Source organism: Vibrio sp. HS-50-1, assembly GCF_024747315.1.
GTDB classification, from domain to species: Bacteria; Pseudomonadota; Gammaproteobacteria; order Enterobacterales; family Vibrionaceae; genus Vibrio; species Vibrio diabolicus.
The window spans coordinates 304271-329525 of record NZ_JAMPZF010000048.1 but is presented as its reverse complement, the minus strand read 5'-3'; the positions used below and the strand labels follow the sequence as shown (position 1 = coordinate 329525).

Sequence of the window (25255 nt, the reverse complement as noted above, 5' to 3'; positions counted from 1 at the left end):
AAAATAATAAAGCCCTCTACCTTGAGGGCTTTTATTGCTTGTTTTCATAAAGACAAGTGAAGCATTACTTTTCTAATCTTCCTGCGTACTGCTTGGGTGTTAATCCACGATGCTTCTTAAACATACGATTGAAGCTCGCCACATTGGTGTAACCAAGGCGCATAGCTATGTCATCAATACTCACGCGCTTACTCAATAACCCAGCCGCAACATTACTCAATACATAGCCGGATACCATCGAGAAGTTGAGGCCTAATTTGTGCAAACGACGTTGAAACTGCTGTTCAGATAAATCAAGCAGAGAAGAAACGCGCTCTAACGTTGGCAATCCATAATGACTGCTGTAGTTCACCACTTCATAAATCACTTTCAACTCATCTTCTGGGTCGGGCATATTAAGCAAATCATCCAAATCGGAAAAACTCATCGCTAGACGGCTGTCTTCGCGATGGCTCACTTGGCGGGAAGCTAATCGGTCATCTCCCGGAATCCATATTTCTGTTTTTGGCTGACTCCATTCCACCTCGCAGCCGAAATATTCTCGGTATGGTTCAGTATTTTTTCTCGACCCTGAAACCTTCACGCGCAAAGGCTGATAGTCTTTACCAAGAAATTCGCGTAGCACTTTAATCATAAATACCGCACAGCGGATACTATCGTGCACCTTTACTGACGTTTCTATAAACGGATTGTGGTAAGTCCATTTGATGATTTTGCCCGACTGTTCGCCAGCAAAAAACGCCCCAGATTGTAAGTTACTCGCACCATAATTAACGCGTCGAATCGCGCTGGCTAAATCATTCCCAGAAAATAGCCAGCGTCCCACAGGTCCAAGCTTTTGCAGTTCAATACCTCGGCTGAGACTCAAAACCACATCTGGATCACTACTGGCTTGTTCAACACAACGATACCATTCTGCGACGGCTTTTAGCGGGATCAGTGTCATTGGGTTGTGAAACACCGACGACGGAATCCCCAGTTCATCCGAGCCCACATTATATTTAGATAACGCGAGGTTATGCATGTTTAGAATGCCCATCGCGCGAATAAATCGAACCGTCTTCATTACCAATCACATCAAATTTAATCCTCTATTGATTGAATCTGTCACAAAGAAAGACCTAAATCAAATCCAGATCACAATACGCCAACCGTTTGATAGAGGAGTGTTTAATGAGTTTACTGAGTGTCCCATTTGTCGGTACAGGCGCAGATACGGCGTTACATGTTGTCGCTGCCGTCGTTTTAATCGCGAGTGTCGCGGGCGCGTGTTACGGCTTTTGGAAAATCCATGAGTTGCCAATTAATAAGGCGCACAGCAAAGACCATCATCAGATAGGGCTCATCACTGCGCTCACCTGGATAGGTTTTGTCTGGCACTGGGTTTGGGTGCTAGCTGTGATCTTTGCATTCGTTGATATGGAAAAAGCCATCATCAATCTGCGTGATACATGGAGAAGTAAACCGCAAACAGAAACACAGCCAAAAGAGGAAGCGTAATGTTAGAAGGTTTAGCGGTATGGGCTCTCTTCATCTATCTGCTGCGTTTGGTTGGCATGCCTTGGAACAAAGCAACCAAATCGTTCGCTTATCTTGGCGGTTTGAGTTGGCTGATGTTCGTATGGGTAGGTTTGATTAACTTCACCCCGATGGATTTATCCGGTGGCTCTGTCGTGCAGTCACCACACATCCAATTGCGTCCAGATTCAACCAATGTGAAGGGTAAAGTTGACCACATTTACATTAAGCCAAATCAACAAGTTAAAGAAGGTCAGCTTATTTATGAACTTGACCCAACGCAATACGAAATCGCATTAAATCAGGCGAGCGTATCCGCCGATTCTGCACGAGTTGCATTAGCTACGGCAAAAGGCGACATCGAGATTGAAGAAGCGAATCATCAAGCATTGGTGCAAGATCTAGAAACATCAAAGAACCAATTGGAAGCGGCGAAAGTTGACTACAAATTGCAGAAAAAGATGCTAGATCGTTATGTTGAGCAAAACCGAGTGGTGCAAAACACCATCACGGAAAGCGACATCGACAAACAATCGAGTGCGGTTGATATGGCACGTCACAACGTGTTAACCCTTGAGTCTCAAATCAAGAAGAAACAAGTCGATATTTCCCGTGCAAAACTGGCGATTCATAAAGCGGAACTTGCAGTTGAAACCAAACAAGCCGAACTGCGCCAAGCGAAAGAGCAAATTGCAAAAGCGCAATGGGATTTGAATAGCACAAAAGTTCATGCCCCAACAGATGGCTTTGTCACCAACTTTATCCTGCGTGAAGGTCAGCGTGTATCAATGATGCCGCGTATCAACATGTACACCAACGAAAAGTACGTACTAATGCGAGTGAACCACCAGGCGATTCGTAACATCAAACCGGGTCAGCCAGCGGAATTCTCTTCGTCCGTTTACCCAGGTAAGATCTTCTCAGCGACCGTCGAAGGCATTGTTGAAGCAACAGGTGAGTCACAAGGTAATCTACTGGGTTTCGATGATTCCGTACGTGTCACCACTGGAAAGAACTTACAGAACAAACACCACTTTGTTCGTCTTAAGATTGATGAGCCAGAAGGCTACGACATCCCTGTTGGCTCTGTTGGCCTCGCATGGGTCAGCGGTGAAAAACCGATAGGCTTTATGGCCTTCTTAGATGTGATTCGCGGGATCATCATCCGAATGAAGTCTCAACTGTACTTCTTCTACTCTATCTAAACTCGCAAACCGCCAGTTACGCTGGCGGTTTTCTTTTCATTTGTATCCAAACATATCCTTTTCCCGTATAACAATTAGTTAGTAAATAGCGGAGAAGATTCATGTCGGCAAAGGAAAGAAGCCTACCTACCCATCGCATCTCAAGATTCAGCAAGTTCGCTTCACTTGCTACCCGTGTCGCAGGCAATGTGATTGCAGAAGGCACGAAGCAGATAGCCAAAGGCAACAAACCAAAAGCGAAAGACCTCTTGCTGACGCCACAGAACATCGCGCGCTTAACTGACCAACTTGCTCACCTGCGTGGCGCTGCAATGAAGCTTGGTCAAATGCTATCAATGGATGCTGGTGATGTATTAGAACCTGAACTTGCCGATATTCTTTCCCGTCTTCGCTCCAACGCAGACCCAATGCCTGCAAAACAACTCAACGCAGTAATGGAAAGTTCGCTAGGAACGAATTGGAAAGCTGAGTTTCTGTCATTTAACTTCAAACCAATCGCCAGTGCATCAATAGGACAAGTGCACCAAGCCTACAGCGATGCGGGCGATAACCTAGCCGTCAAAGTGCAATATCCGGGCATACGGAAAAGTATCGATAGCGACGTCGATAATGTCGGTACACTGCTCAAGGTCGTTGGGTTGATTCCCGAGTCTGTCGACTACAAAGGATTACTCGAAGAAGCGAAAAAGCAGCTACATGACGAGGCCGATTACGCACGAGAGGCGCAATTTGCCATTCGTTATCATGACGCTTTGAAGGAGCACCCTCATTTTGTCGTACCGAAGATTCATACTGGAAGTTGCTCAGACTCCGTTCTCGCGATGGAATTCATTGATGGTAGTCCGATTGAGCAAATCGAACATTGTGATCAGAGTACACGGGATTTTGTCATGCACAGCCTACTCGAATTACTGTTTCGAGAGCTGTTCGAATTTAAGATGGTGCAAACCGATCCCAACTTCGCCAACTACTTATATATCGAAAACACTCGTCAAATCGGCTTGCTAGATTTCGGGGCGACTCGCGAGTACAGCGAGCGGTTCAGCACTGGTTATCGCCAAGCTTTTGCATCTGTCGTGAATAATGACGAACAAGGCTTGAATGATGCGCTTGAACAAATAGGCTTCTTCAGCCAAACCATCCTTCTAGACCAACGCCAAGCGATTCTCGATCTAGTGAAAATGGCATGTGAACCTATGTTGGTCGATGAGCCCTATGATTTCAAAGCCAGCGGCTTAGCACAAAAGCTTCGCGAGGCTGGCACCATTCTAAGCATGGAGCAAGAATACTGGCATACTCCACCAGCAGATGCCCTATTTTTACACAGAAAAATCGGCGGAATGTACTTGCTGGCAGCCCGTATTGGCGCAAAAGTGAACATTCGCCAATTGGTACAGCCATATCTCACCATCAACAGCGAATAGCCTATTGTTTTTCTGTTACTTTCAAGTACCTTGAGCAAGGTTAAGATGCATAGTTGTGCATCTCAATAACATGCCATACTTCCATAAAACGAATTAACTATCGGGGTACTCGGTGAGCAAGTTTCAAGATCTCTCCACTCTAATCCAGCAAATTGGCCAAGCCGAAGAAGCGGATCAAGTCGCAACGCTCAATGAATCTATTGAAGCGGGCCTCGAGCCCGGCGCGGTTGCCCTGATTCTAGAAGCATTTCCAATCGACGATCGTGTTCGCTTATGGCGAGCTTTACCACTAGAGCTACATATCGACGTGTTAACGGAAATGCGTGCGGACGTACGTTTCTCTATCATCAATGCGTTATCTGAAGTCGAGCTAAAGCTCACTCTCGCTAAACTCGACAACTTGTCGCTCATCGAATGGGCCGATTCGTTGCCAGAGTCGATCATCAACGAAGCGCTCTCGTTGATAGAAAAAGATGAGTTGGAACTTTACGATCAAGCAAACGAGTATGCTGATGAAGAACTCGGCCACTGGGCTGAACGTAAGATCATCACCCTGCCCTTCAACATTACGATTGGGACAGCTAAGCAGTTAATGGAGCGCTATAGCTACGACACGCCTCAACAGGTGTATCTGATTAATCGTAATAAACAGTATCGTGGAACGGTCAACTACTTCGATATCTTACGTGGTGACCCCGATACTCGCTTAAAAACACTCGTTATTGAGGCTGTGACGGTTCTAGACAGTAAAATGATGCTTCCTGAAGCGGTAGAGGCATTAGAACACAGCACACTGCCCGCTCTCCCTGTAACTGATGCAGACCAAACACTGATCGGTGAAGTCGATTGGCAGTTTGCATTGAGTACACAGCGTGAAATCTACGAAGCACGTTTGATGGCCGGTACAGGTATGGATGAAGGCGATGACTTGTTTGCGCCAGTATTAAAAAGCTCGCAAAAGCGCGGGGTTTGGTTAGGCATCAATTTGCTTACTGCTATTTTGGCGTCTGTCACTATCGGACTGTTTGAAGATGTAATTGCTCAGGTAGTGGCTTTGGCGGTGCTCATGCCAATTGTTGCATCCATGGGGGGCATTGCTGGCAGCCAAACGCTCACTCTAATGATTCGTGCGATGGCGCTTAATCAGATCACCCCAGGTAACCGTTTCAAGCTATTGAAAAATGAGTTGGGTATTGGCTCTCTGAACGGCATTGCTTGGGCGTTAATCATCGGCGGGCTCGCCGGATTGTGGTTTCAATCTCCGGTTCTTGGGGGAACCATCGCGCTGGCCATTATCGTCAATATTATTACCGCAGCTTTATTTGGTGTGCTGATTCCCATTATTCTGGATAAGTTTAAATTGGACCCCGCTTTGGCTGGCTCGGTGATTCTAACAACAGTGACAGATGTAGTTGGTTTTTTCGCCTTTTTAGGAACGGCGAGTTTAGTCATGCTTTAAAAGGTTCATTGTTTATTAATCAATCATTAGCATAATAGAGTCAAATTGCATAACGCAGTTGCAAATTGCAAATATACTCAAACTTTAAGCAACGCATGTCACAGAAACTACGTATTTTAGGGCATATTAAAGTTGGCACAGTAACTGCATTATATAAATCGACCCTTCTTAAGCCGAGGGTCACCTAGCCAACTGACGTTGTTAGTGAACTTGATTTTGTTCACATGTATATAAGCCAATCGCACTCTTTGCGGTTGGCTATTTTTTTATGTGGCTATTGCTCTCTTATCCTCTGACCGAGCTCGGTTGTACTTTTCTTGCCCACAAGAGATTGTTTACTGTTTATAAAATTCAAATATTCGCCCACTAAACCATTAGAAATACCAGCTTCAACAAAAACAAAGCACCTAAACGAAATAAAACCAAGAAAACACACCTCAAAAAAGAACAAATAACGTCCAAACCAAAAATCTCATCATGAAATCGTTTTCTTTTCATAGAAATCGACTGAACAATCCAGAGTTATAGATAAATTTAATCCATAAAAACAAATGGCAATTCAAAACACTCATTTCACATAGAAAACCTGTCTATAAGTCATGGAAAATACGTAAAAATAAACTTTTCACTTTTATAATTTAAAAATCAAACCATTGTTATTAAAAGAAAAAATAGACACCAAAAATCCAGCAAACGTTTAAATTGCAATTTTATCATTGACTATTAAATTTACATCACGATAATACGCGCCGTTTGCCTGAAAACCAGGTGCTATAATTTAATATTTCAATGTGCGGAGGTAATAATGGCTGGAGACAATAACTACAGTCTTGGACCAGTTCCCAACACGGCCAGAAAAGGCGTGGCATCACTAACCATGGTGATGTTAGGACTCACTTTTTTCTCCGCAAGTATGTGGACAGGGGGTTCTCTCGGTACTGGGCTCTCCTTTAATGATTTTTTCCTCGCTGTTCTCATCGGTAACCTAATCCTCGGTATTTACACTTCTTTCCTCGGTTACATCGGCGCTTCTACTGGTCTCTCGACTCACCTTCTTGCTCGTTTCTCTTTTGGTTCTAAAGGATCTTGGCTTCCTTCCGCTCTTCTTGGCGGTACTCAAGTTGGGTGGTTTGGAGTTGGTGTCGCGATGTTTGCGATTCCGGTGCATAAAGCAACGGGCATCGATACCAACACGTTGATCCTCGTCTCCGGTTTGCTCATGACCGCGACCGTTTACTTTGGCATCTCAGCACTGATGGTGCTGTCAGCAATCGCCGTTCCTGCCATTGCGCTACTTGGCGGTTACTCTGTCATTGAGGCAGTAAATAGCGTTGGCGGTATTAGCGAACTACAACAAGTTCAACCAACCGAGCCACTCGATTTTTCAATAGCTCTCGCGATGGTTGTTGGCTCTTTTGTCAGTGCTGGTACATTAACGGCAGATTTCGTGCGCTTTGGCAAAAAGCCGCGCAGCGCCGTGATGATCACCATGGTGGCATTTTTCATCGGTAACTCGTTAATGTTTATCTTTGGCGCGGCAGGTGCATCCGTGACTGGTCAATCAGACATCTCTGAAGTGATGATTGCGCAAGGCTTATTAATTCCCGCCATCATCGTACTTGGATTAAACATTTGGACGACTAACGACAACGCGCTCTACGCATCGGGTCTTGGATTTTCCAACATCACAGGCTTACCAAGTAAATACATCTCGATGGCGAACGGGCTTGTTGGCACACTCTGCGCTCTCTGGCTCTACAATAACTTTGTTGGCTGGCTGACCTTCTTATCGTTGGCAATTCCACCGATTGGCGGCGTGATCATCGCTGACTTCTTCACGAACCGTAAACGCTACGCAAACTTTGAAGCCACCCAGTTCCAAAGCGTAAACTGGGCTGGCATTATCGCTGTAGCGATTGGCGTTGGTGCAGGACACTTCCTTCCTGGCGTAGTACCGATTAACGCTGTACTTGGCGGTGCAATTAGCTTCCTGATTCTTAATCCTATTCTCAACAAAAAAGCACTGGCTACACAGCCAGCGTAAGGAACCATCATGACAACACTACTGATCAAAAACGTAACGCTAAAAGGACAAGAAGGTCTGCAGCAAATTTTGATTGAAGATGGTCAATTCAAGCGCATTGAAAGCAACGATGTGGAGCTTAATCATAACGGTGACACCATCGATGCTGAAGGCGGCATGGCGGTGGCGCCTTTCTGCGAGCCGCACATCCACTTAGACACAACGCAAACCGCAGGCGAGCCAAGCTGGAACATCTCTGGCACATTGTTTGAGGGTATTGAACGTTGGGCTGAGCGCAAAGAAATGCTGTCGATTGAAGACGTGAAAACGCGCGCAAAACAAACCTTAAAATGGCAGATCGCAAACGGTGTACAACACGTTCGTACTCACGTCGATGTTTCAGACCCTACCCTAATTGCCCTAAAAGCGATGGTAGAAGTGCGTAAAGAGATGAAAGAGTGGGTAGATATCCAAATCGTCGCCTTCCCGCAGGAAGGTATTCTCTCTTACCCAAATGGCAAAGAGCTGCTAGAAGAAGCCGTCAAATTAGGGGCGGACGTGATTGGCGCGATTCCACACTTTGAATTCACACGCGAATATGGCATTGAATCACTGCACTACGTATTCGAGTTAGCGCAAAAATACGACCGCCTGATCGACGTGCATTGTGATGAAATCGATGACGAACAATCTCGCTTCGTTGAAACACTGGCAGCCTTAGCGCACAAGTTTGATATGGGGAATAAAGTCACGGCCAGTCACACCACAGCGATGGGTTCCTACAACGGTGCATACGCATCTCGCCTGTTCCGTTTATTACGCATGTCCGGTATCAACTTCGTGGCAAATCCATTGGTGAACATTCACTTACAAGGCCGTTTTGATGATTACCCAAAACGTCGCGGCGTAACACGAGTGAAAGAGATGCTGAATGCCAACATCAACGTCTGCTTTGGACACGATGACGTATTCGACCCATGGTATCCACTTGGTACAGCAAACATGCTGCAAGTGCTGCATATGGGTCTGCACGTGTGTCAGGTGATGGGTTACGACCAAATCAACAACTCACTGGATCTGATCAGCACCAATTCAGCACGTACACTGAACATTCAAGACAAGCACGGAATTGAAGAAGGCAAACCAGGTAGTTTACTGATTCTTCCTGCAGAAAATGTTTTTGACGCAGTACGTCGCCAAGTGCCGGTTCGCTACTCGGTTCGTCACGGTAAAGTGATTGCAGAAACACAGCCTGCGACAACTCATATTCATCTTGAACAAGCAGAGCAAGTAACGTTCAAACGCTAAAAAGATCGGCGAAACGAAAAAGGCCTGACGACATCATCAGGCCTTTTTTCTACTGGTAAACATCACTGCTCGCTCTGTCTATTCTTGTCTCATAAACCGCTGAACACATTGAAAGGCCATATAAAACGGCTCAGTACCAAACGTTGCACAAGGTTCTGGTGGCTGAATCTCAATTACACCATCGCACTTGGAAATTATTCTAAGCGTTGGGCATACTTCTGACTTCATTTTAGTTGTAGATATGAACCATGACGTCATTAAGCCAGATAGAATCGCAATTTTTGGAATTTATGCAGCAAGAGATGCAAGTCGATGCGGCGCACGACATAAGCCATGTTCAACGGGTCGTAAACACTGCAAAAAAACTGGCTGTAGAAGAAGGCGCCGACTTATCTATTGTGCTTCCCGCCGCCTATTTACATGATTGTTTTACCTATCCGAAAGATCATCCAAACCGCAAGCAGAGCTCAATCATTGCAGCCAAAAAAGCGGTCGCGTTTTTAGAAAGTATCGATTATCCGCAGCAATACCATGATGCCATTGCCCATGCGATAGAAGCACACAGCTTTAGCGCTAATATCAGACCCAACACATTGGAGGCAAAAGTCGTTCAAGATGCCGATCGGCTGGATGCATTAGGTGCTATTGGCGTTACTCGCTGTATACAAGTGAGCACTGAGTTTGATGCGCAACTTTACGATGACAAAGACATCTTTGCTCAACAGCGAGAACTCGACGACAAACAATTCACTCTGGATCACTTCCAGACCAAGTTATTCAAAATCGCCGAAACCATGAACACAGAGTCAGCAAGACGCGAAGCGCAAAAACGCAAAGCCTTTATGCAAGCGTATATAGAGCAATTACACGACGAGGTGACAGCGTAAATGTCTGAAAGCCATACGTTAATTAAAGAGCTTAAACGCCAGCTAAAGTTAGCTGGGCTGCATTATATCGATGTTGCACAACACCTTGATTTAAGTGAAGGCAGCGTCAAACGGTTACTCGCTGAAGGTCAACACATTAGCCTTGAGCGCTTAGAGCGAATTTGCCAATTGATTGGTTTAGAAATGGCGGAACTGTTTAAGCTCGCGGCTGCTCACAATAAAGGTCTAGAGTCGCTAACGTTAGAGCAAGAAAAGCAGTTGGTTGACGATAAAGCCCTGCTACTCGTGGCGATCTGTGTTGTAAATGGTTATCAGTTTGAACAAATCGTTCAGCAATACACCTTCAATGAGTTGGAACTGGTGCAAAAGCTGGCTCAGTTGGATCGTCTGAACATCATCGACTTGCAGCCAAATAACAAAATTCGTTTGCGTATATCTCCGACATTTAAGTGGCAGATGGGAGGCCCTATTCAACGTTTCTTCCAACAGCAAGTTCAAGATGCCTTTTTCCAAAGCTACTTTTCCGGTGAAGATGAAAAGTTGTCCATGGCAACAGGATTGATGAGCGTACCAACCAACAAGAAGCTGCAACAGAAACTGCAAAAGGTCATCGATGAGTTTTATCAGGCTTGCCAAAGTGATAGCTCTCTCGATATGGACGAGAAACACGGCACCTCTCTCATTATTGCGATGCGTCGCTGGACGTTCCCTCTATTTGAACCATGGGAAAGAAAACCTACTCAGAAGTCTCGAAATTAGTAACTCAATAAATAAATGAAAATAAAAGTAATGAATTTCGTTACTTTTGGTGACGTACCACGTCACTTGAGAGAGAAAGCTGGTTTAATCGCTCATTGAGCATAAAGTGCTCCCATCTCATTCGACTTTGTTTACTCGAGGCCAGCATGTTTTTCTCAAAACGCTTTTTTCCTTACTTTGTGACGCAATGCCTTGGCGCACTCAATGACAACATCTACAAAAACGTCCTGTTGTTGATGGTGACATACAGCCAAATTGATAACCTACCAATATCCGTCAATCTATTTGTTAATTTGGCGGCAGGCTTATTCATCTTACCTTTCTTTCTATTCTCTGCGCATGCTGGTGCCGTCGCTGACAGCATGGACAAAGCCAAATTAATACGACGTTTAAAGCTCATCGAGCTGGCTATCATGTCTTGCGCTGCAACCGCTATTGCCACTCAAAGTGCCATGCTGATGCTGGTTCTGCTGTTTATGACAGGCACTCAATCGGCCTATTTTGGTCCCGTGAAATACGCCTTGCTACCACAAGCGCTCAAACCAAATGAGCTTGTTAAAGGAAATGCTTGGGTTGAAATGGGCACGTTCCTTTCGATTCTTATAGGTACGCTAAGCGCAGGCCTGCTGCTAGCCATTCCTAATGGTACCTTGATTGCTTCTTGTGTCGTGATTGCCTTGTCTTTGCTTGGTTTTATGAGCAGTGTGAATATTCCAACGATGCCTAGCCAATCGACTGACAAAGCGAAGTTTGAACCAATTTCTGGTTTAAAGAACACGTTAAAAGTGGCAAAAAAACAGAGAGGCATTTGGATGTCTATTCTAGCCATCAGTTGGTTTTGGTTCATGGGTGCGACTTACCTGACTCAATTCCCTAACTTTGCGCGTGAACATTTGTTTGCAGACAGTACTGTCGTTTCTTTACTGTTGGCATTGTTTTCCATTGGTATCGCTACAGGCTCTTGGTTGTGTGAAAAGCTCTCTTTCAACCACGTTGAGCTTGGTATTTTGCCATTCGGTATCCTTGGTCTGACAGTCTTTGGCGTCGACTTGCTATGGGCCGTCCCTAGTTATCCATCACTTCCGATTCACTTTTATGATGTGCAAAGCTTCGTTGCTGAATCCAAACATCTACGCGTCATGATTGACCTGTTCCTTGTTGGTGTAAGCGGCGGTGTCTTTATTGTTCCTCTTTATGCGTTCATCCAATCTCGTTCAAACAAAGGGGAATGTGCACGTGCCATTGCTGCTAACAACATCATGAATGCGTTGTTTATGGTGGTGTCTGCTTTGGTTTCGATCGTTGTACTCAGCGCACTAGAGCTTTCTATTGTGGAACTGTTTGCCATGATGGCAATAGGTAACTTCTTCGTGGCAATCTATGTCTATCGTCAAGTACCGGAATTTACACAACGCTTTATCAGTTATTTACTCAGCCATTGTATGTATCGTGTGTCAGTACAGGGGTGCCAACATATTCCTGAACAAGGTGCTACGTTAATCGTGGCTAACCATGTTAGCTATGTCGATGCGTTGATTTTGATGGGAACCTCTACTCGCCCGGCTCGTTTTGTGATGGACAAGTCCATCAGCGAGCTGCCTGTTCTTAAATATGTTTTCCGTCATGCCGGTGTTATCCCGATCTGTTCTCCACGTAAGTGTGCCGACACTTACCGTCGAGCATTTGAACAGATTGAACAAGCGCTTAACGACGGTGAGGTTGTCTGTATCTTCCCTGAGGGTCGTTTAACGTCTAACGGTGAATTGGGTGAGTTTCGCCCTGGTGTGGAAAAAATCCTTGAACGTAATCCTGTTCCTGTCATCCCTATGGCGTTAAAGGGGCTTTGGGGTTCTTTTTTCAGCCACAAAGGCGGACATGCTCTCACAAAACGACCGACTCGTTTTTGGTCAAAAGTGGATGTTGTTATCGGTGACGTGTTAAGCCCAGCGTCTTTAAATCGTCATCAATTGCAACAACAAGTACAGGATTTACTGGGCTGATACGCTTGCTATATCGATCAAGCTTTGCAGCAACACGTAAATATGCACCACAAAGGGCAAGTAGTTCTTTGTTAATTAGAGTAGGATATCTACAACGTCATAAATCTAGGAGGTATTATGAAAATCATCATCTTACATGGTCTTTATATGCATGGGCTGGTCATGCAGCCTCTTAGCCAAAAGCTGCGAAAGCTCGGATACGAAACGCAAGTGCTCAGCTATAACACTGTTGCTATCGATGAATCTTCACTGTTTGATTCTATTGACCATTCGCTTAATCCACTGACCGCAAACGTGCTCGTGGGGCACAGCTTGGGAGGCTTGATGATTAAGCGCTATCTCGCCAACAGAAAGCCAACCACCAGCTTAATCTCTCATGTTGTCGCTATCGGTTCACCTCTTAAAGGCGCGTCCATAGTAGGTCGGATTCAAGATCTCGGGTTGGGTGCAATTTTAGGCAATTCGCCACATCACGGATTAAACAAACATGATGATGCGTGGGCTTTTCCGCAAAAACTCGGCAGTATCGCAGGAACGATGCCGATTGGTGCTCGCCCATTATTGATCCGTAATGACAACACCATGTCGGACGGTACGGTTACCGTAGAAGAGACAAGACTGGACGGTATGCAAGATCATATCGAAGTGAAGCAAACGCATACGAGCCTGATTTACAACACCTTCGTACCACAGCAGATTGATCACTTTATTCGCACAGATTATTTCCGTCGATAGCACACTTTTCCATCATACAGATGGAATCGACTTTCCAAGCTATTCAGTTCGCAGTACTATCCTAGCTCCACTTCCTCACAACTTGGATGAAGTGGCACATTTTTAATTGTTCTCAGGGCGGGGCGAAATTCCCCACCGGCGGTATACTTTTCAAGTGAGCCCGCGAGCGCTCGATTCGTCGAGGTCAGCAGATCTGGTGAGATGCCAGAGCCGACGGTTATAGTCCGGATGAAAGAGAATAAGAATACACCAGTATCGCGAGTAAGATCGCGTTGAATGCTGGTGCACTTCTTTTTGATCGTATTTTACGGCGATCTCTCATACCGCCCTGATTCTGGTGAAATTTAGGAGTTAACCATGAATCAGTCATCACTACTTGCCGAATTCGGCGACCCAATTACTCGCGTTGAAAACGCACTTATCGCTTTAAAAGAAGGACGTGGCGTACTACTTCTTGATGATGAAGATCGCGAAAACGAAGGCGATATCATTTATTCAGTCGAGCACCTCACCAACGAGCAAATGGCATTGATGATCCGCGAATGTAGCGGCATCGTTTGTTTGTGCTTAACAGATGCTCAAGCAGACAAACTGGAACTGCCTCCAATGGTAGTAAACAACAACAGTGCAAACCAAACCGCATTTACGGTTTCTATTGAAGCGAAAGTTGGTGTAACAACGGGTGTTTCAGCAGCAGACCGGGTGACGACCATTAAAACGGCGGCAAACCCGCACGCAAAACCGGAAGATCTTGCTCGCCCGGGCCACGTATTCCCTCTGCGCGCACGTCCAGGTGGTGTAATGACTCGCCGTGGTCACACAGAAGGTACGATTGACCTGATGCAAATGGCAGGGCTTCAACCCGCTGGCGTACTATGTGAAGTGACCAACCCAGATGGCACGATGGCAAAAGCACCAGAGATCGTTGCGTTTGGTCGCCTGCACAACATGCCAGTGCTGACTATTGAAGACATGGTGATGTACCGCAATCAGTTCGAGTTAAAACTGGCATAATTAAATCCCAGCTCTGAAAGAAGCCGCGCATTTGTGCGGCTTTTTTGATCGATCCTCTTTGCACTTGAGTAGTTATACTTATTGAAAACAAGGGGAACAACACCATGAAAGGATTACTGAAACTCGCCGCTCTCGTTAGCTTTCTCTCCATGAATTCGCTTGCTCTTGCATCTGAGTGCCCTGATATTCTTCAAGGTAAGCAAAGGTTGTTAAACTCAACAGAAGAAGTCGATCTATGCGAAAGCTTTAAGGGAAAGACACTACTAGTCGTCAATACAGCAAGCCAGTGCGGCTTCACTCCTCAGTTCGAACAGTTAGAAACCCTCTATCAAACTTACAAAGACCAAAACTTCACCGTCATTGGTTTCCCGAGCAATGACTTCCGACAGGACAGAGGAAGCGAAACAAACACTGCGAAAGTCTGTTATCTCGATTACGGGGTCACCTTTCCAATGATGGCTCGCTCCTCAGTATTAGGCGCAGATGCAAACCCCGTATTCAGCGAGATTACTAACCAAGCTGGCATCAAACCAAAATGGAACTTCTATAAGTTTCTAATTAGCTCTGAAGGCAAAGTTATTGCCACTTTTCCAAGCTCCACATCACCGACAAGTACTACGCTTACCAATATGATAGAGCAACAATTGTAAGGTGACGACCATGACAGCACGCTCAACCATGCTACAACTCGGTTACTTAGGCCTGGTTCCATTTGTGTTTAGTTTAGGGCTGATTTTCACTGACATCTCACTGTTCAATTTAAGTGGCCAGCAATTTTTCATCGCATACAGCGCCGTTATATTAAGTTTTTTATCCGGCATCCTTTGGGGTAACGGCATTGAGCATTACTACCACCGCCTTAGCAGAAATATATTAATTCTCAGCAACCTTTTTGTCTTACTTGCTTGGGGCGCATTACTGCAGGGTCACAAACATTACGCGGTCGCTACCCTACTCTTAGCAATTGGGTATCTTGCTGTTTGGTATGCAGAAAAACTCGTGAGGAAAGTCGAACAAGACGCCGAGCCCAAGGGATATCAAGGAATGAGGAGCAAACTGACCTTCAGCGTAATCGTGATGCACGGATTGGCTTTAGTTTCATAGCCTGGTCTGTCCAGTACTAAGATCACAAAAAAACGTCTTTTTATAAAACAATGTTCATTTCGTGAATGCACACATATTTTGAACACTGTTTTGTTTCATTTATGAATCAATCCACATATAAGTAATTCAAAGCATTCACAAAGGATATGAATATGTTTTTTCGCAAACTTTTGTTTAGCACTGCGATGATCAATGCAACGACAGGTTGCGTGTCTTACCAGGCACAACAAGCCGCCGCTCAAACAGTAAATAATACAGGCGCCGTGCTTACCAATGTGATTAAAACCACGATTGCTCAGCCATGTAATGTTGCAATCACTGCTGCTAGCTTGTTTTATCCGCATGCCATATTTATGACTAGTGTTCCGACTCAAGCATGTACAAGCGTTCTTAGATAATACGAGTGTGATAAGCATAAAAAATGGCGACTCTACCGTCGCCATTTTTAAGTATCAATGCTATTTGTAGTTACAGCGTCAATAAGTAATTAACTAATTGATTGTACTCGTCGTAAGTACGAATTTCGTTGGCCAAAACAATGTATTTATTGTTCACAACCACACCCGGAACCCCTCTCAACGTGCTAGCAGAGAATTGCTTATCAAAACCTTTCTGCATTGAGTTTACGGCGAAACTGTTGTACGCCGCATCAAACTTCTTACCTTCTACGCCATTATCAACGAAGAGCTGTTTCAGCTCAGCTTCATCTTTTGGCGCTTGTCGCTTTTGATGAATTTGGGCAAACATGGCAGGAATCATTGTATCTTCAACCCCGAGCGACACCATCGTCGCGTAGGACTTGGCCATCGGAATCGCCATATCTCCGCCCATGAATCCCACATGTACCTTTTCAAACTTTGCCTCTTTTGGCAGAGCAGGTTTTAAACGCTCAATAAGCGACTCAAACTTGTAGCAATGTGGGCAATAAAAAGAAAAGAATTCCGTCACAACAGGTTTCGATGCTTTCTTAACATCCAGAACTTTGTAGTGCTTCCCTTCTTCAAATTGCGCTGCGTGAGCGGTAAAAGTCAGTAAAAGTGCACTACATAAGGCAAGTAGTTTTTTCATTGTTTATTTCCTTGTGGCATTCAAATGCCAAATCATTTCATTTGGTAAAAAGGGGGAAACCCCAAGTAATTTGAGATGAGGAATTAAACAATCGGAGGACGATAAAGCTTGGTGATCACTGTCACTACTTTTTCGACTAAAGGCCTATCAATCAATGCAAGGCTGTAAGGAAGAAGCAGTAAGTCGTTTTGAGATAAGTTGGCGGGAATTTTGACCATACAGGAAGAGCTACAACTCGTGTGAGACTGTTGCACCTTATTGATAGTTGACTCATCGTGATGTGATTCTACGCAGTCGTCATTGACGCCAAGTTGTTTGTGCAGAGCAGCCTGTTGAACAATAATATCGCGTACTTCAATTGTTTTCACCGGGGCTGAAGCCTTCGCCATAGGAGCGACACTGCTCAAAAGCATAGCGGCTAAACAAACTATCGCGGTCAACAATGTACGGTTAAACTTCAACATAGCTACATCAACAAAAATGGTGATTTAAGATAATACATGATAACGGTTTGACTTCAAGATACGGACTCTGAGTTCCGCCTCGCCTAAAAACTTGGTACGTTAACGGCTCCTTACCCTTGAGGCTTCTCAATACCGCTCCCCTCTCACAAGAACTCATAGCGATTAAGCTATTCATCATTTAGATAGTTCTTCACCTGATACCAGCGACAATTCGATAAAACTTGAAATCGTTATGAAACACGAGTAATAGTTAGAACAGTTTTTGTACGAACAAGGAAAGATCAATGCTTAAAAAGAGATTCTTTAAGACAAAAGATGAAGTTGAAGTCACGTTCGAGCTAGATAAAGACCAGTGGGACTCCATCCATATTGCTGGGGATTTTAACAACTGGCAGCCAGAACCGATGAAGTTAGTGAAGAAAAGCCGTCAATTTAAATTTAAAACGCGCTTACCTAAAGAGCAGAATGTTCAGTTCCGCTACTTGCTCAATGATGCAAAGTGGGAAAACGATCCTCAAGCCGACGCTTATGTTCCCAATGCTTTTGGCAGCGACAACAGCGTCGTGTGCACCACCGAATAAAACGTAAGTTCACTCTAATATTCCATATTAAGGCGCAGCAGTTGCGCCTTTTTTAGCCTCTTCATAATGTGATTAATGATTAAGTTTGAATCATTACTTGGGGTATTTATCGAATCAACTCATCCGATAACCTTATTCTGAGAAAGCTTTATTTGAAATAATTCGTAAATTTGTTTAAGTTCCAGTGATATTAAATATTGTATACATCACTCAAATGAACGCACAACAAGTCAAACCATCTTTAATCATCGTGGAAGACGATCCCAAATTACAAGCTATGCTGGGAGAGTATTTTGTTGAACAAGGTTTCCAGGTCAAATGTATCGACAACGGGACAGACGCACCGGAAGCGATTATTGACACACAGCCAGACGTGGTTTTGTTAGATTTGATGCTACCTGGACAAGACGGCCTGAGCGTATGTCGTCAAATCCGTGAATGCTACAAAGGCAAAGTGTTGATGCTGACAGCGAGTGATGACGACTTCGATCACGTCGCCGCATTAGAAATTGGCGCCGATGACTTTGTTACCAAGCCTATCAAACCTCGCGTGCTGCTGGCACGCATTCGCATGCTATTGAGAAGAAAAGAGGCAGCCTCTACCGAGTCCGAAAACGGTCTACAAATTGGAGTGCTGTGTTTAAACCGATTACGTAAATCATGCGTCATGAACCAGGAAGAAATTGCGCTGACTGACGGTGAGTTCGATTTATTATGGGTTCTCGCAACACACGCAGAAAAAACACTCTCACGTGAGTGGTTAACGAAAACACTACGTGGTATTGAGTACGACGGTACAGATCGCACCATTGACAACCGTATTGTGACATTGAGAAAAAAATTAGGCGATGCTTCTTGCTCTCCACAAAAAATCATTACGGTTCGCGGCAAAGGCTACCTATTTATGCCTGATGCATGGAATGAATAATGAGACGGATTTATCTGGAAAGCTTTGTCGGTCTTATCATTCTATTTATGGTGAGTTTGTGGGGTTACGAATTCTTAGTCTATGAGATCAACACAGATTACGATTACCTGCTACAAGAGCAAGAAGGTCAAGCTTTCCACGATCTTATCTATCCTATCTACGAAGAGCACGGACTAGAATACACTCAACAACAGCTTGAGCAATTTGCCACGTCCAGCCATCGCTTGTTGATTCCTCACACGCTCGAAGAACTTCCAGAGGACATCAGAAAAGCATTTGAAAGTGACACCTCTGTTAACGTTGCTTACGACGAAGAAAGGGATATATGGTTCCGCCTAGATGCGGACACCCCTATTTTCAAAATGATCGATGATCCAGATAGCTCAGTTATTCAGGCGATTAACTTTGATGACAACATTGTATGGTTATTCTTTTTAGCCGGATTTGCTCTGTATTGCATACTGCTGATCTGGTTTTTGAGTCGTCGAATTCGTGAGTTAGAAAGAGTCACGGTCGAGTTTGCTTCAGGCAACTTCAAAGCACGAGCAAGCACCTCAAGCGCCAAGTCGGTTGGAACGCTGAACAAAAGCTTTAATACGATGGCTGACAAAGTTTCTCGCCTGATCACTAGCAATAAAATGCTGACCAATGCAGTTGCGCATGAATTACGCACTCCTATTTTTCGTTTACAGTGGCAAGCTGACTTGTTATCGGACTCTACATTAACCGAACAACAGAAAAAGCATGTACGTAGTATCGTCGAGGACATTGACGAGATGGAAGACATGGTTGAAGAGCTGCTTTATTACGCCAAAATGGAACGCCCAGATACGGCGTTGCAAACAGAAAACGTAGCGCTCACCAAGTTAGTTAATGAGTTAAAACAGAGATGGCAAAAAGAGACCAAATTATCAATCTCACTCAATGAAACAAACTCTGAAAACGCGCGCGCATTCGCCGATCCAAAACTGCTAAAACGTGCCTTGGATAATCTGCTACGCAATGCAATGCGATATGCAAATACTCAAATTATGGTTGAGATAAAAAGTGATCAGCAAAGCTGCTTAATCCATGTACATGATGATGGTATAGGTATAGAAGAGCAGCATTGGCCTCACCTTTTTGAAGCATTTTATAGCGCCGATGAGTCCCGAAACAAAAACACGAGTGGATTTGGGCTTGGTTTGGCGATCGTCAGGCAGATAATGGAACTTCAACATGGTGAGGTTTCGATTTCTCATAGCCCACTTGGTGGTGCTTGCTTCACACTTCGTCTCCCAAAATCAGACAGTTAAGCTAACGTCTTTCCTCCTTTACAGAAGACGACACTTCAATACACTCCAGCGACAGAGCCCAACAATAAAACAGTGTACATTTAATCCATAAATTCACAGAACAAATGGATAATACTCATGTACAAACCTTTTATTCTGGTTATGACGCTTGCCTCTACTCTTACCGCTTGTACTTATAATCAAAAGCCTGTTGTCGACATGACCAATGTTGATCCTGCTAAATATGAACAAGATTTTCTTTATTGCCAAGGGTATGCGGATAACGTAGACAAAGCGGAAGCTGCTAAATCTGAAGCCGCTAATGGTGCAGTTACAGGTGCACTAATTGGGGCAGCAGCTGGAGCACTAGAAAGCGGGATAGGAGGGGCTGCTGTAGGTGCCGCTGCAGGCGGTGCTGTAGGGGCTGGGGCCGGAGCGTTGAGTGGAAGCAATGACTCCACCAAAACACAATCTCTTGTACTGCGAAAATGCCTTCAGAATAAAGGCTATACCGTCTACGACCTTGATTAATTCAACTCTTTTTTCTTATTCAAACCCTATATCGTTGTGTGATGAATGCCATTCACAAATGTTTCACGCAAGAACGATTAATCTCTTTTCATCGTTTGGATAGATGCACAATCTAAATTATTAAGCTGTAGTAAGGTCATATTTTGAAGCCAGGAAAAACAGGTCTACGCCGTGTCATGGATGCGACCGGCTATTCATTTCAGGGATTGAAAGCCGCATGGAAATACGAAGCCGCCTTCAGACAAGAATTGATTCTAGCCTTAGTGCTTTCCGTCTGTGCTTTTTTCCTTCCAGTCACCACATTTGAAAGAGTACTGATGATCAGTAGCCTGTTATTGGTCCTGATCGTCGAACTTATTAATTCCGCCGTAGAAGCGGTTGTCGACCGTGTTAGCGATGACTGGCACGAGCTCAGTGGTAGAGCCAAAGATATCGGCTCGGCTGCAGTATTTGTTGCGCTCACTCTTGCCCTTTTTGTTTGGGCTTCGTTCTTGCTCTAATTTTGATTCAAGACATTTACTTATGAAGACACATAATTTGCAACAAAAAGGTATCTCGTACGTTACCTTTACTTTCTTGTTGGCACTCTATTTCGCGCTGGTTGTAAACATTCCTATTTACAAAGAGCTGAATGGTATTTTTTCAAGCCTAGATAATGTCAAAATTGGTTTTATTATTACGATACCCATTTTCTTTCTTGCCGCGCTCAATTTCCTTTTTAACTTATTTAGTTGGCCTTGGGTTGGAAAGCCATTCTTTATTATTTTGCTCATAATTTCGAGTATGGTGAGCTACGCAAGTTACAACTATGGCACGCTTTTCGATTCTGGAATGATTGCTAATATTGCTGAAACCGATTCGAGCGAGGCAAGCTCTTACCTGAGTACTTATTCTGTAATCTGGACGCTACTTATGGGGGGCGTCCCTGCGATGATTGTCTATAAGGTCAAGTTGCAATCTCAGCGCCACCAATTGCTGTATTTTTCTCTCACGAAGTTGGTGTCGATGTTGTCATCTCTTGCCGTAATTGCTGTTATTGCCAGTGTTTACTACCAAGACTATGCATCTGTCGGTCGCAATAACAGCTACCTGAAAAAAATCATTATTCCCACTCAATTCGTTTACAGCGCGACTGGGTATGTAAAGGAGAAATACTTCACCACGCCAGAACCGTACCGCGAGATTGGAATCGATGCAAAGCAGTCAGATAGCGCAGTAAAGCAAGCACAGAACAAGCCGACACTACTGGTGTTTGTTGTTGGAGAAACCGCTCGAACGCAGAACTACCAACTCAATGGCTATAAGCGAGAGACAAACCCTTACACCAGTAAGCTGGATATGATTTCATTTCAAGAGGTCGCGTCTTGTGGCACTGCAACTGCAGTATCTGTGCCTTGCATGTTTTCTCAGCTCACGCGAAGCGAGTTTGAACGGACCAAGGCAGATAACCAAGATAATGCTCTCGACATCATGCAGCGCGCTGGAGTTGACCTCATCTGGAAAGAAAATGATGGCGGAGACAAAGAAGTCGCCCACAAGATCAAGAAAATTGAAGTGAACCGAAAGCAAGCAAGTCCTCTGTGTAACGGTCAAACCTGTTACGATATGGCGCTGTTAGATCACTTTGATCAAGAAGTTGCGGATATGCACGGCAATCGCGTTGTCGCCATGCATCTTATAGGAAGCCATGGTCCTACCTACTTCCAGCGTTATCCTAGAGACAAAGCGTTTTTCAAACCAGACTGCCCACGTGCAGATATAGAAAACTGTAGCGTCGAACAAATCGTGAATACGTACGACAATACGATACGCTACACTGATCTTGTGTTGGCAGAAACTATCAACAAACTCAAAGCATTAGAGTCTCAATATAATACCGCTCTCATCTACGTATCAGATCATGGTGAATCATTAGGCGAAAACGGATTGTTCTTACATGGCATGCCTTACGGCCTTGCACCAGACTTCCAAAAACGTGTTCCTTTGCTCATGTGGCTATCTTCCGGCTTTAAGCAAGTGAAACAAATAAACACCGACTGTTTGTCGAATGAAGCGCAAAAGGCAGGCCAGTACTCACATGATAACGTGTTCCACTCTTTATTAGGCATTATGGATGTACAAACCCAAGCCTACGACGGCAAGTTAGATATATTCAAAGACTGCCGCACGACTTCCTAAGTGGACCAACAAAGCCTGACTCAAAATGTGAGTCAGGCTCTTTTCTAACAAGGCATTTAAACTCATCAGCTTGCCAAGCGTTATACTACAACCTGCCATCCATACATCGAAATAAGGACTAGGATGAAAATTGGTATTATTGGTTTAGGAGATATTGCTCAGAAAGCATACCTTCCCGTTATCACTCAGCTTCCAAATATCGAACTTGTATTTTGTACCCGCAACGCAAATGTGCTTGAGAGTCTGGCTAAGCAATATCGAATCTCAGAGACCTGTCAAGACTACCAGCAGCTTCTGCACTTTGGCGTAGATGCAGTCATGATTCATGCGGCAACAAGCGTACATCCTCAAATCGCAGCATTCTTTTTGCAACATGGAATCCCAACCTTTGTCGACAAACCATTAGCGGACAATGCTGATGACGTGGAAAAACTGTACGATATTGCCGAAAAAGAAAAACAACCACTTTATGTGGGCTTCAACCGACGTCATATTCCGCTTTACAACCAACACATGCCAGAGGTACAGCAAGGCAACATTTCTGACCTAAAATCGCTACGCTGGGAAAAGAACCGTCACCAACTACCAGGCGATATTCGTACCTTTATATTTGATGATTTTATTCACCCATTAGACAGTATTAACGTGACAGCCAAAAACGATTTAAAAGAGGCTTACATAACGCATCAGCTTGAGGGTGACCAATTGGCGCGTTTAGATATTCAGTGGCAACACGGAGATACTTTACTCCACGCTTCGATGAATCGTCACTTCGGTGTGACTGTGGAGCGCGTTCAAGCTTGTTATGCTAACAAAGCAGTGGAATTCGACTCTTTCGTTGAAGGGAAACGATGGCAAGCGAACCAAGAGCAAAAAATCAATTTGAAAGATTGGACGCCAATGCTGACGAGCAAAGGTTTTCATGCGATGTTGCTCGACTGGTTTAGCGTCGTTGAATCTGGAAAAATCGCTAGTGAAGTAGTGAAACGCAACATTGCTAGCCATCAGTTAGCAGAGCAAATTTGTCAATATATCGAGAAAGTTACCTCTAGGTAGCTTAATTCTTGGCTATGTGCTTAATCGAGTATTACGCTCTATACTAAAACAAACGTAGCTTCAGAGAGTCATTCATTCTCTGTTAATACTTATGCGGCTATTCTATCAAGCAAGTGAATGAGGGAACGGATCACGTTTATTAACGGAGTGGTTCTAGTTTTACATTACTATACCCTCAGGAACCTGCATCGTCATATTCAAGAGTAAAGGAAATAGAATGAGAACACTCGGTAACATCATTTGGTTTGTATTTGGTGGCGTATTTATGGGGTTGCTATGGTGGTTTTTCGGTATCTTAGCCTTTATTAGCATCATCGGAATACCTTGGGGGCGTGCGTGTATCGTTATGGGTAATTTTTCCTTTTTCCCATTCGGAAAAGAAGCCATTTCACGCGATGAATTGACCAATGAAATGGACATTGGTACGAGCCCTCTAGGCGTTATCGGTAACGTCCTTTGGTTTGTCTTTGCAGGTCTTTGGTTGGCAATCGGTCACGTACTTTCCGCCGCAGCGTGTTTTGTAACCATCATTGGTATTCCGTTTGCACTCCAACACCTGAAGCTTGCGGTTATTTCACTCGCACCAATTGGTAAAACGGTTGTGTCGTCAGAAGAAGCTGCAATGGCTCGGTACAATATCAACCGCTAACAAACAGCCAATATACTTTCTATCCTCTGGGCCGTCGTGCTCAGAGGGCAACTCCCGTCAAAAGTAAGCCTATTATCGCTATCGCATATTCAATAATGGTTGATTGTATATCCATACCGTCACCTTTAAGTTGAAGTTCACCCTAGCTCTGTACTACTTTACTTTTTATTAATCAATGGATTAGCTTAACTCTCCAAGCTCACCCACGCTCAAAAATAAGTATTATTTCTGCTCCTCCAAATTGAGTTCATTTACGAAAAGTCGAACTATAAGCATAGTTGATATTAATGATTTTTGACGATAAATAACTCACACCAATCCAGCGATAGTTCCAGCGTTTACTTTTTCTCAGTAAACGCAAGCCGTTACGAAAGCGGGTTTCTTCCCGATCAAAGCCACCACTTCGCATCACTATCGCTTTTCTTTAAAAGGCAACAAATATTCGTTGTTATCTTGAGTAAATTATTTTGTTTGTCGCATTTAAGTTCAATCAATATTATTCGCGACATCAGAGAAATAGACCATTGAGCTCCTTAGCATTTATCACAGACATAGAACGTAAAGCCCCCTTTTTTGCTCGTTTTTCCTTTTACAAATGTTCTAACTCAACGTCTATTCAGACAGGAATACACCGTGGATAAATATCAAGCTGCTTATGCCAAACGTCTAGAGAAGTTAAAGGGTAATCAATCTCCAAAAACGATAGCCCGTCTTTCGGCTTGGGAGGCATTTCTTAACAAAGAGTACGAACTCCAAGACTTAGAATACCAACTATCAGACGCAGCACACCTACACTATGAACAATCTCATGTGAAAAATGATATTTCTTTTAAGGCGTTCAAGCGGGCGTTCTATAACGAGTCCATCAAAATCTACAACCTAACCGATGGCGCCTCTATACAGAAAGTATTCACTCCGCTGCTCGCATTAACGACAGTTTGGGTGCTATTTATCTGCTTTTTTGACAAGTGATCATCACTTTTATTAGAACAATAAACTTAGGGCGCTTGCATCATGATTCAAAACGATAACCAGACGCACAACGCCCCACTTAAATATAAAAAAGGAGTTTGATCTTGTATGTCTAAGA

26 protein-coding genes and 1 riboswitch are annotated in these 25255 nt (G+C 44.1%); of the genes, 23 read left to right on the top strand and 3 right to left on the bottom strand.

All coding sequences use genetic code 11. The features are described 5' to 3' along the window. Positions 1–64: 64 nt before the first annotated feature. A complete protein-coding gene (locus NDJ01_RS20865) occupies positions 65–1066 on the bottom strand; it encodes an AraC family transcriptional regulator (protein WP_258587269.1) in 1002 nt (333 codons plus the stop codon). A gap of 107 nt (positions 1067–1173) precedes the next feature. On the opposite strand from NDJ01_RS20865, the gene NDJ01_RS20860 reads away from it, so the two are divergent. From NDJ01_RS20860 to NDJ01_RS20795, 14 genes are all read left to right on the top strand, one after another. Then, positions 1174–1500, top strand: coding sequence for an MFS transporter (locus tag NDJ01_RS20860; RefSeq protein ID WP_046875867.1), 327 nt, complete (start codon positions 1174–1176; stop codon positions 1498–1500). Next, the gene (locus NDJ01_RS20855; RefSeq protein ID WP_258587268.1) at positions 1500–2723 is read left to right on the top strand and encodes an HlyD family secretion protein; all 1224 of its coding nucleotides are present in this window, start codon (positions 1500–1502) and stop codon (positions 2721–2723) included. Before NDJ01_RS20860 ends, NDJ01_RS20855 begins: the two co-directional genes overlap by 1 nt. 101 nt (positions 2724–2824) lie before the next feature. Further along, the gene (locus NDJ01_RS20850; RefSeq protein WP_258587267.1) at positions 2825–4147 is read left to right on the top strand and encodes an AarF/ABC1/UbiB kinase family protein; all 1323 of its coding nucleotides are present in this window, start codon (positions 2825–2827) and stop codon (positions 4145–4147) included. Between the two features lie 112 nt (positions 4148–4259). Then, on the top strand, positions 4260–5606 hold the full coding sequence (locus tag NDJ01_RS20845) for a magnesium transporter (protein ID WP_005373641.1): 1347 nt from the start codon (positions 4260–4262) through the stop codon (positions 5604–5606). Between the two features lie 805 nt (positions 5607–6411). Continuing rightward, positions 6412–7650, top strand: a complete 1239-nt coding sequence (gene codB, locus NDJ01_RS20840) for a cytosine permease (protein ID WP_253650993.1) — start codon at positions 6412–6414, stop codon at positions 7648–7650. A gap of 9 nt (positions 7651–7659) precedes the next feature. Next, the gene (locus tag NDJ01_RS20835) at positions 7660–8937 is read left to right on the top strand and encodes a cytosine deaminase (protein ID WP_258587266.1); all 1278 of its coding nucleotides are present in this window, start codon (positions 7660–7662) and stop codon (positions 8935–8937) included. Between the two features lie 248 nt (positions 8938–9185). Beyond that, a complete protein-coding gene (locus NDJ01_RS20830; protein WP_257889929.1) occupies positions 9186–9824 on the top strand; it encodes an HD domain-containing protein in 639 nt (212 codons plus the stop codon). Next, positions 9825–10583, top strand: a complete 759-nt coding sequence (locus NDJ01_RS20825; RefSeq protein ID WP_046875860.1) for a helix-turn-helix transcriptional regulator — start codon at positions 9825–9827, stop codon at positions 10581–10583. 146 nt (positions 10584–10729) lie between these two features. Next, the gene (locus NDJ01_RS20820; RefSeq protein WP_258587265.1) at positions 10730–12583 is read left to right on the top strand and encodes an MFS transporter; all 1854 of its coding nucleotides are present in this window, start codon (positions 10730–10732) and stop codon (positions 12581–12583) included. 117 nt (positions 12584–12700) lie between these two features. Next, on the top strand, positions 12701–13318 hold the full coding sequence (locus NDJ01_RS20815) for a triacylglycerol lipase (RefSeq protein WP_140093558.1): 618 nt from the start codon (positions 12701–12703) through the stop codon (positions 13316–13318). A gap of 104 nt (positions 13319–13422) precedes the next feature. Then, positions 13423–13562: riboswitch (FMN riboswitch) on the top strand. A gap of 113 nt (positions 13563–13675) precedes the next feature. Then, complete coding sequence (ribB, locus tag NDJ01_RS20810) at positions 13676–14332, top strand: 3,4-dihydroxy-2-butanone-4-phosphate synthase (RefSeq protein ID WP_006741191.1); 657 nt, start codon at positions 13676–13678, stop codon at positions 14330–14332. Between the two features lie 104 nt (positions 14333–14436). After that, positions 14437–14982, top strand: a complete 546-nt coding sequence (locus tag NDJ01_RS20805) for a glutathione peroxidase (protein ID WP_237310803.1) — start codon at positions 14437–14439, stop codon at positions 14980–14982. A gap of 10 nt (positions 14983–14992) precedes the next feature. Beyond that, complete coding sequence (locus NDJ01_RS20800) at positions 14993–15436, top strand: DUF3429 domain-containing protein (RefSeq protein WP_258587264.1); 444 nt, start codon at positions 14993–14995, stop codon at positions 15434–15436. A gap of 152 nt (positions 15437–15588) precedes the next feature. Further along, on the top strand, positions 15589–15834 hold the full coding sequence (locus NDJ01_RS20795) for a hypothetical protein (RefSeq protein ID WP_005373664.1): 246 nt from the start codon (positions 15589–15591) through the stop codon (positions 15832–15834). Positions 15835–15904: 70 nt separating this feature from the next. Here NDJ01_RS20795 and NDJ01_RS20790 read toward each other — a convergent pair whose 3' ends face one another. Then, the gene (locus NDJ01_RS20790; RefSeq protein ID WP_005373667.1) at positions 15905–16504 is read right to left on the bottom strand and encodes a thiol:disulfide interchange protein DsbA/DsbL; all 600 of its coding nucleotides are present in this window, start codon (positions 16502–16504) and stop codon (positions 15905–15907) included. A gap of 83 nt (positions 16505–16587) precedes the next feature. After that, complete coding sequence (locus tag NDJ01_RS20785; RefSeq protein WP_031780538.1) at positions 16588–16968, bottom strand: hypothetical protein; 381 nt, start codon at positions 16966–16968, stop codon at positions 16588–16590. Positions 16969–17252: 284 nt separating this feature from the next. Between NDJ01_RS20785 and NDJ01_RS20780 the strand changes: the two genes are divergently transcribed. From NDJ01_RS20780 to NDJ01_RS20740, 9 genes are all read left to right on the top strand, one after another. Next, entirely contained in the window at positions 17253–17549 is a 297-nt protein-coding gene (locus NDJ01_RS20780; protein ID WP_005396349.1) for an isoamylase early set domain-containing protein, read from the top strand. Between the two features lie 214 nt (positions 17550–17763). Further along, positions 17764–18477: a response regulator gene (locus NDJ01_RS20775; RefSeq protein ID WP_005396348.1), complete on the top strand. Its 714-nt coding sequence runs from the start codon at positions 17764–17766 to the stop codon at positions 18475–18477. Then, positions 18477–19772, top strand: a complete 1296-nt coding sequence (locus tag NDJ01_RS20770; RefSeq protein WP_047008096.1) for an ATP-binding protein — start codon at positions 18477–18479, stop codon at positions 19770–19772. The genes NDJ01_RS20775 and NDJ01_RS20770 overlap by 1 nt, the downstream gene beginning before the upstream one ends. A 117-nt stretch (positions 19773–19889) precedes the next feature. Beyond that, positions 19890–20282 (top strand): glycine zipper family protein, encoded by a 393-nt coding sequence (locus NDJ01_RS20765; RefSeq protein WP_150916969.1) that lies wholly within the window; start codon positions 19890–19892, stop codon positions 20280–20282. A gap of 143 nt (positions 20283–20425) precedes the next feature. Further along, entirely contained in the window at positions 20426–20782 is a 357-nt protein-coding gene (locus NDJ01_RS20760) for a diacylglycerol kinase (RefSeq protein WP_012842368.1), read from the top strand. 22 nt (positions 20783–20804) lie between these two features. Further along, entirely contained in the window at positions 20805–22460 is a 1656-nt protein-coding gene (locus NDJ01_RS20755) for a phosphoethanolamine transferase (protein WP_170901891.1), read from the top strand. Positions 22461–22583: 123 nt separating this feature from the next. Further along, positions 22584–23516: a Gfo/Idh/MocA family protein gene (locus tag NDJ01_RS20750; protein WP_182018734.1), complete on the top strand. Its 933-nt coding sequence runs from the start codon at positions 22584–22586 to the stop codon at positions 23514–23516. Positions 23517–23733: 217 nt separating this feature from the next. Then, positions 23734–24165, top strand: coding sequence for a YccF domain-containing protein (locus tag NDJ01_RS20745; RefSeq protein ID WP_005373685.1), 432 nt, complete (start codon positions 23734–23736; stop codon positions 24163–24165). 633 nt (positions 24166–24798) lie between these two features. Further along, positions 24799–25137, top strand: a complete 339-nt coding sequence (locus NDJ01_RS20740) for a hypothetical protein (RefSeq protein ID WP_006741201.1) — start codon at positions 24799–24801, stop codon at positions 25135–25137. The last annotated feature ends 118 nt before the right edge of the window (positions 25138–25255 follow it).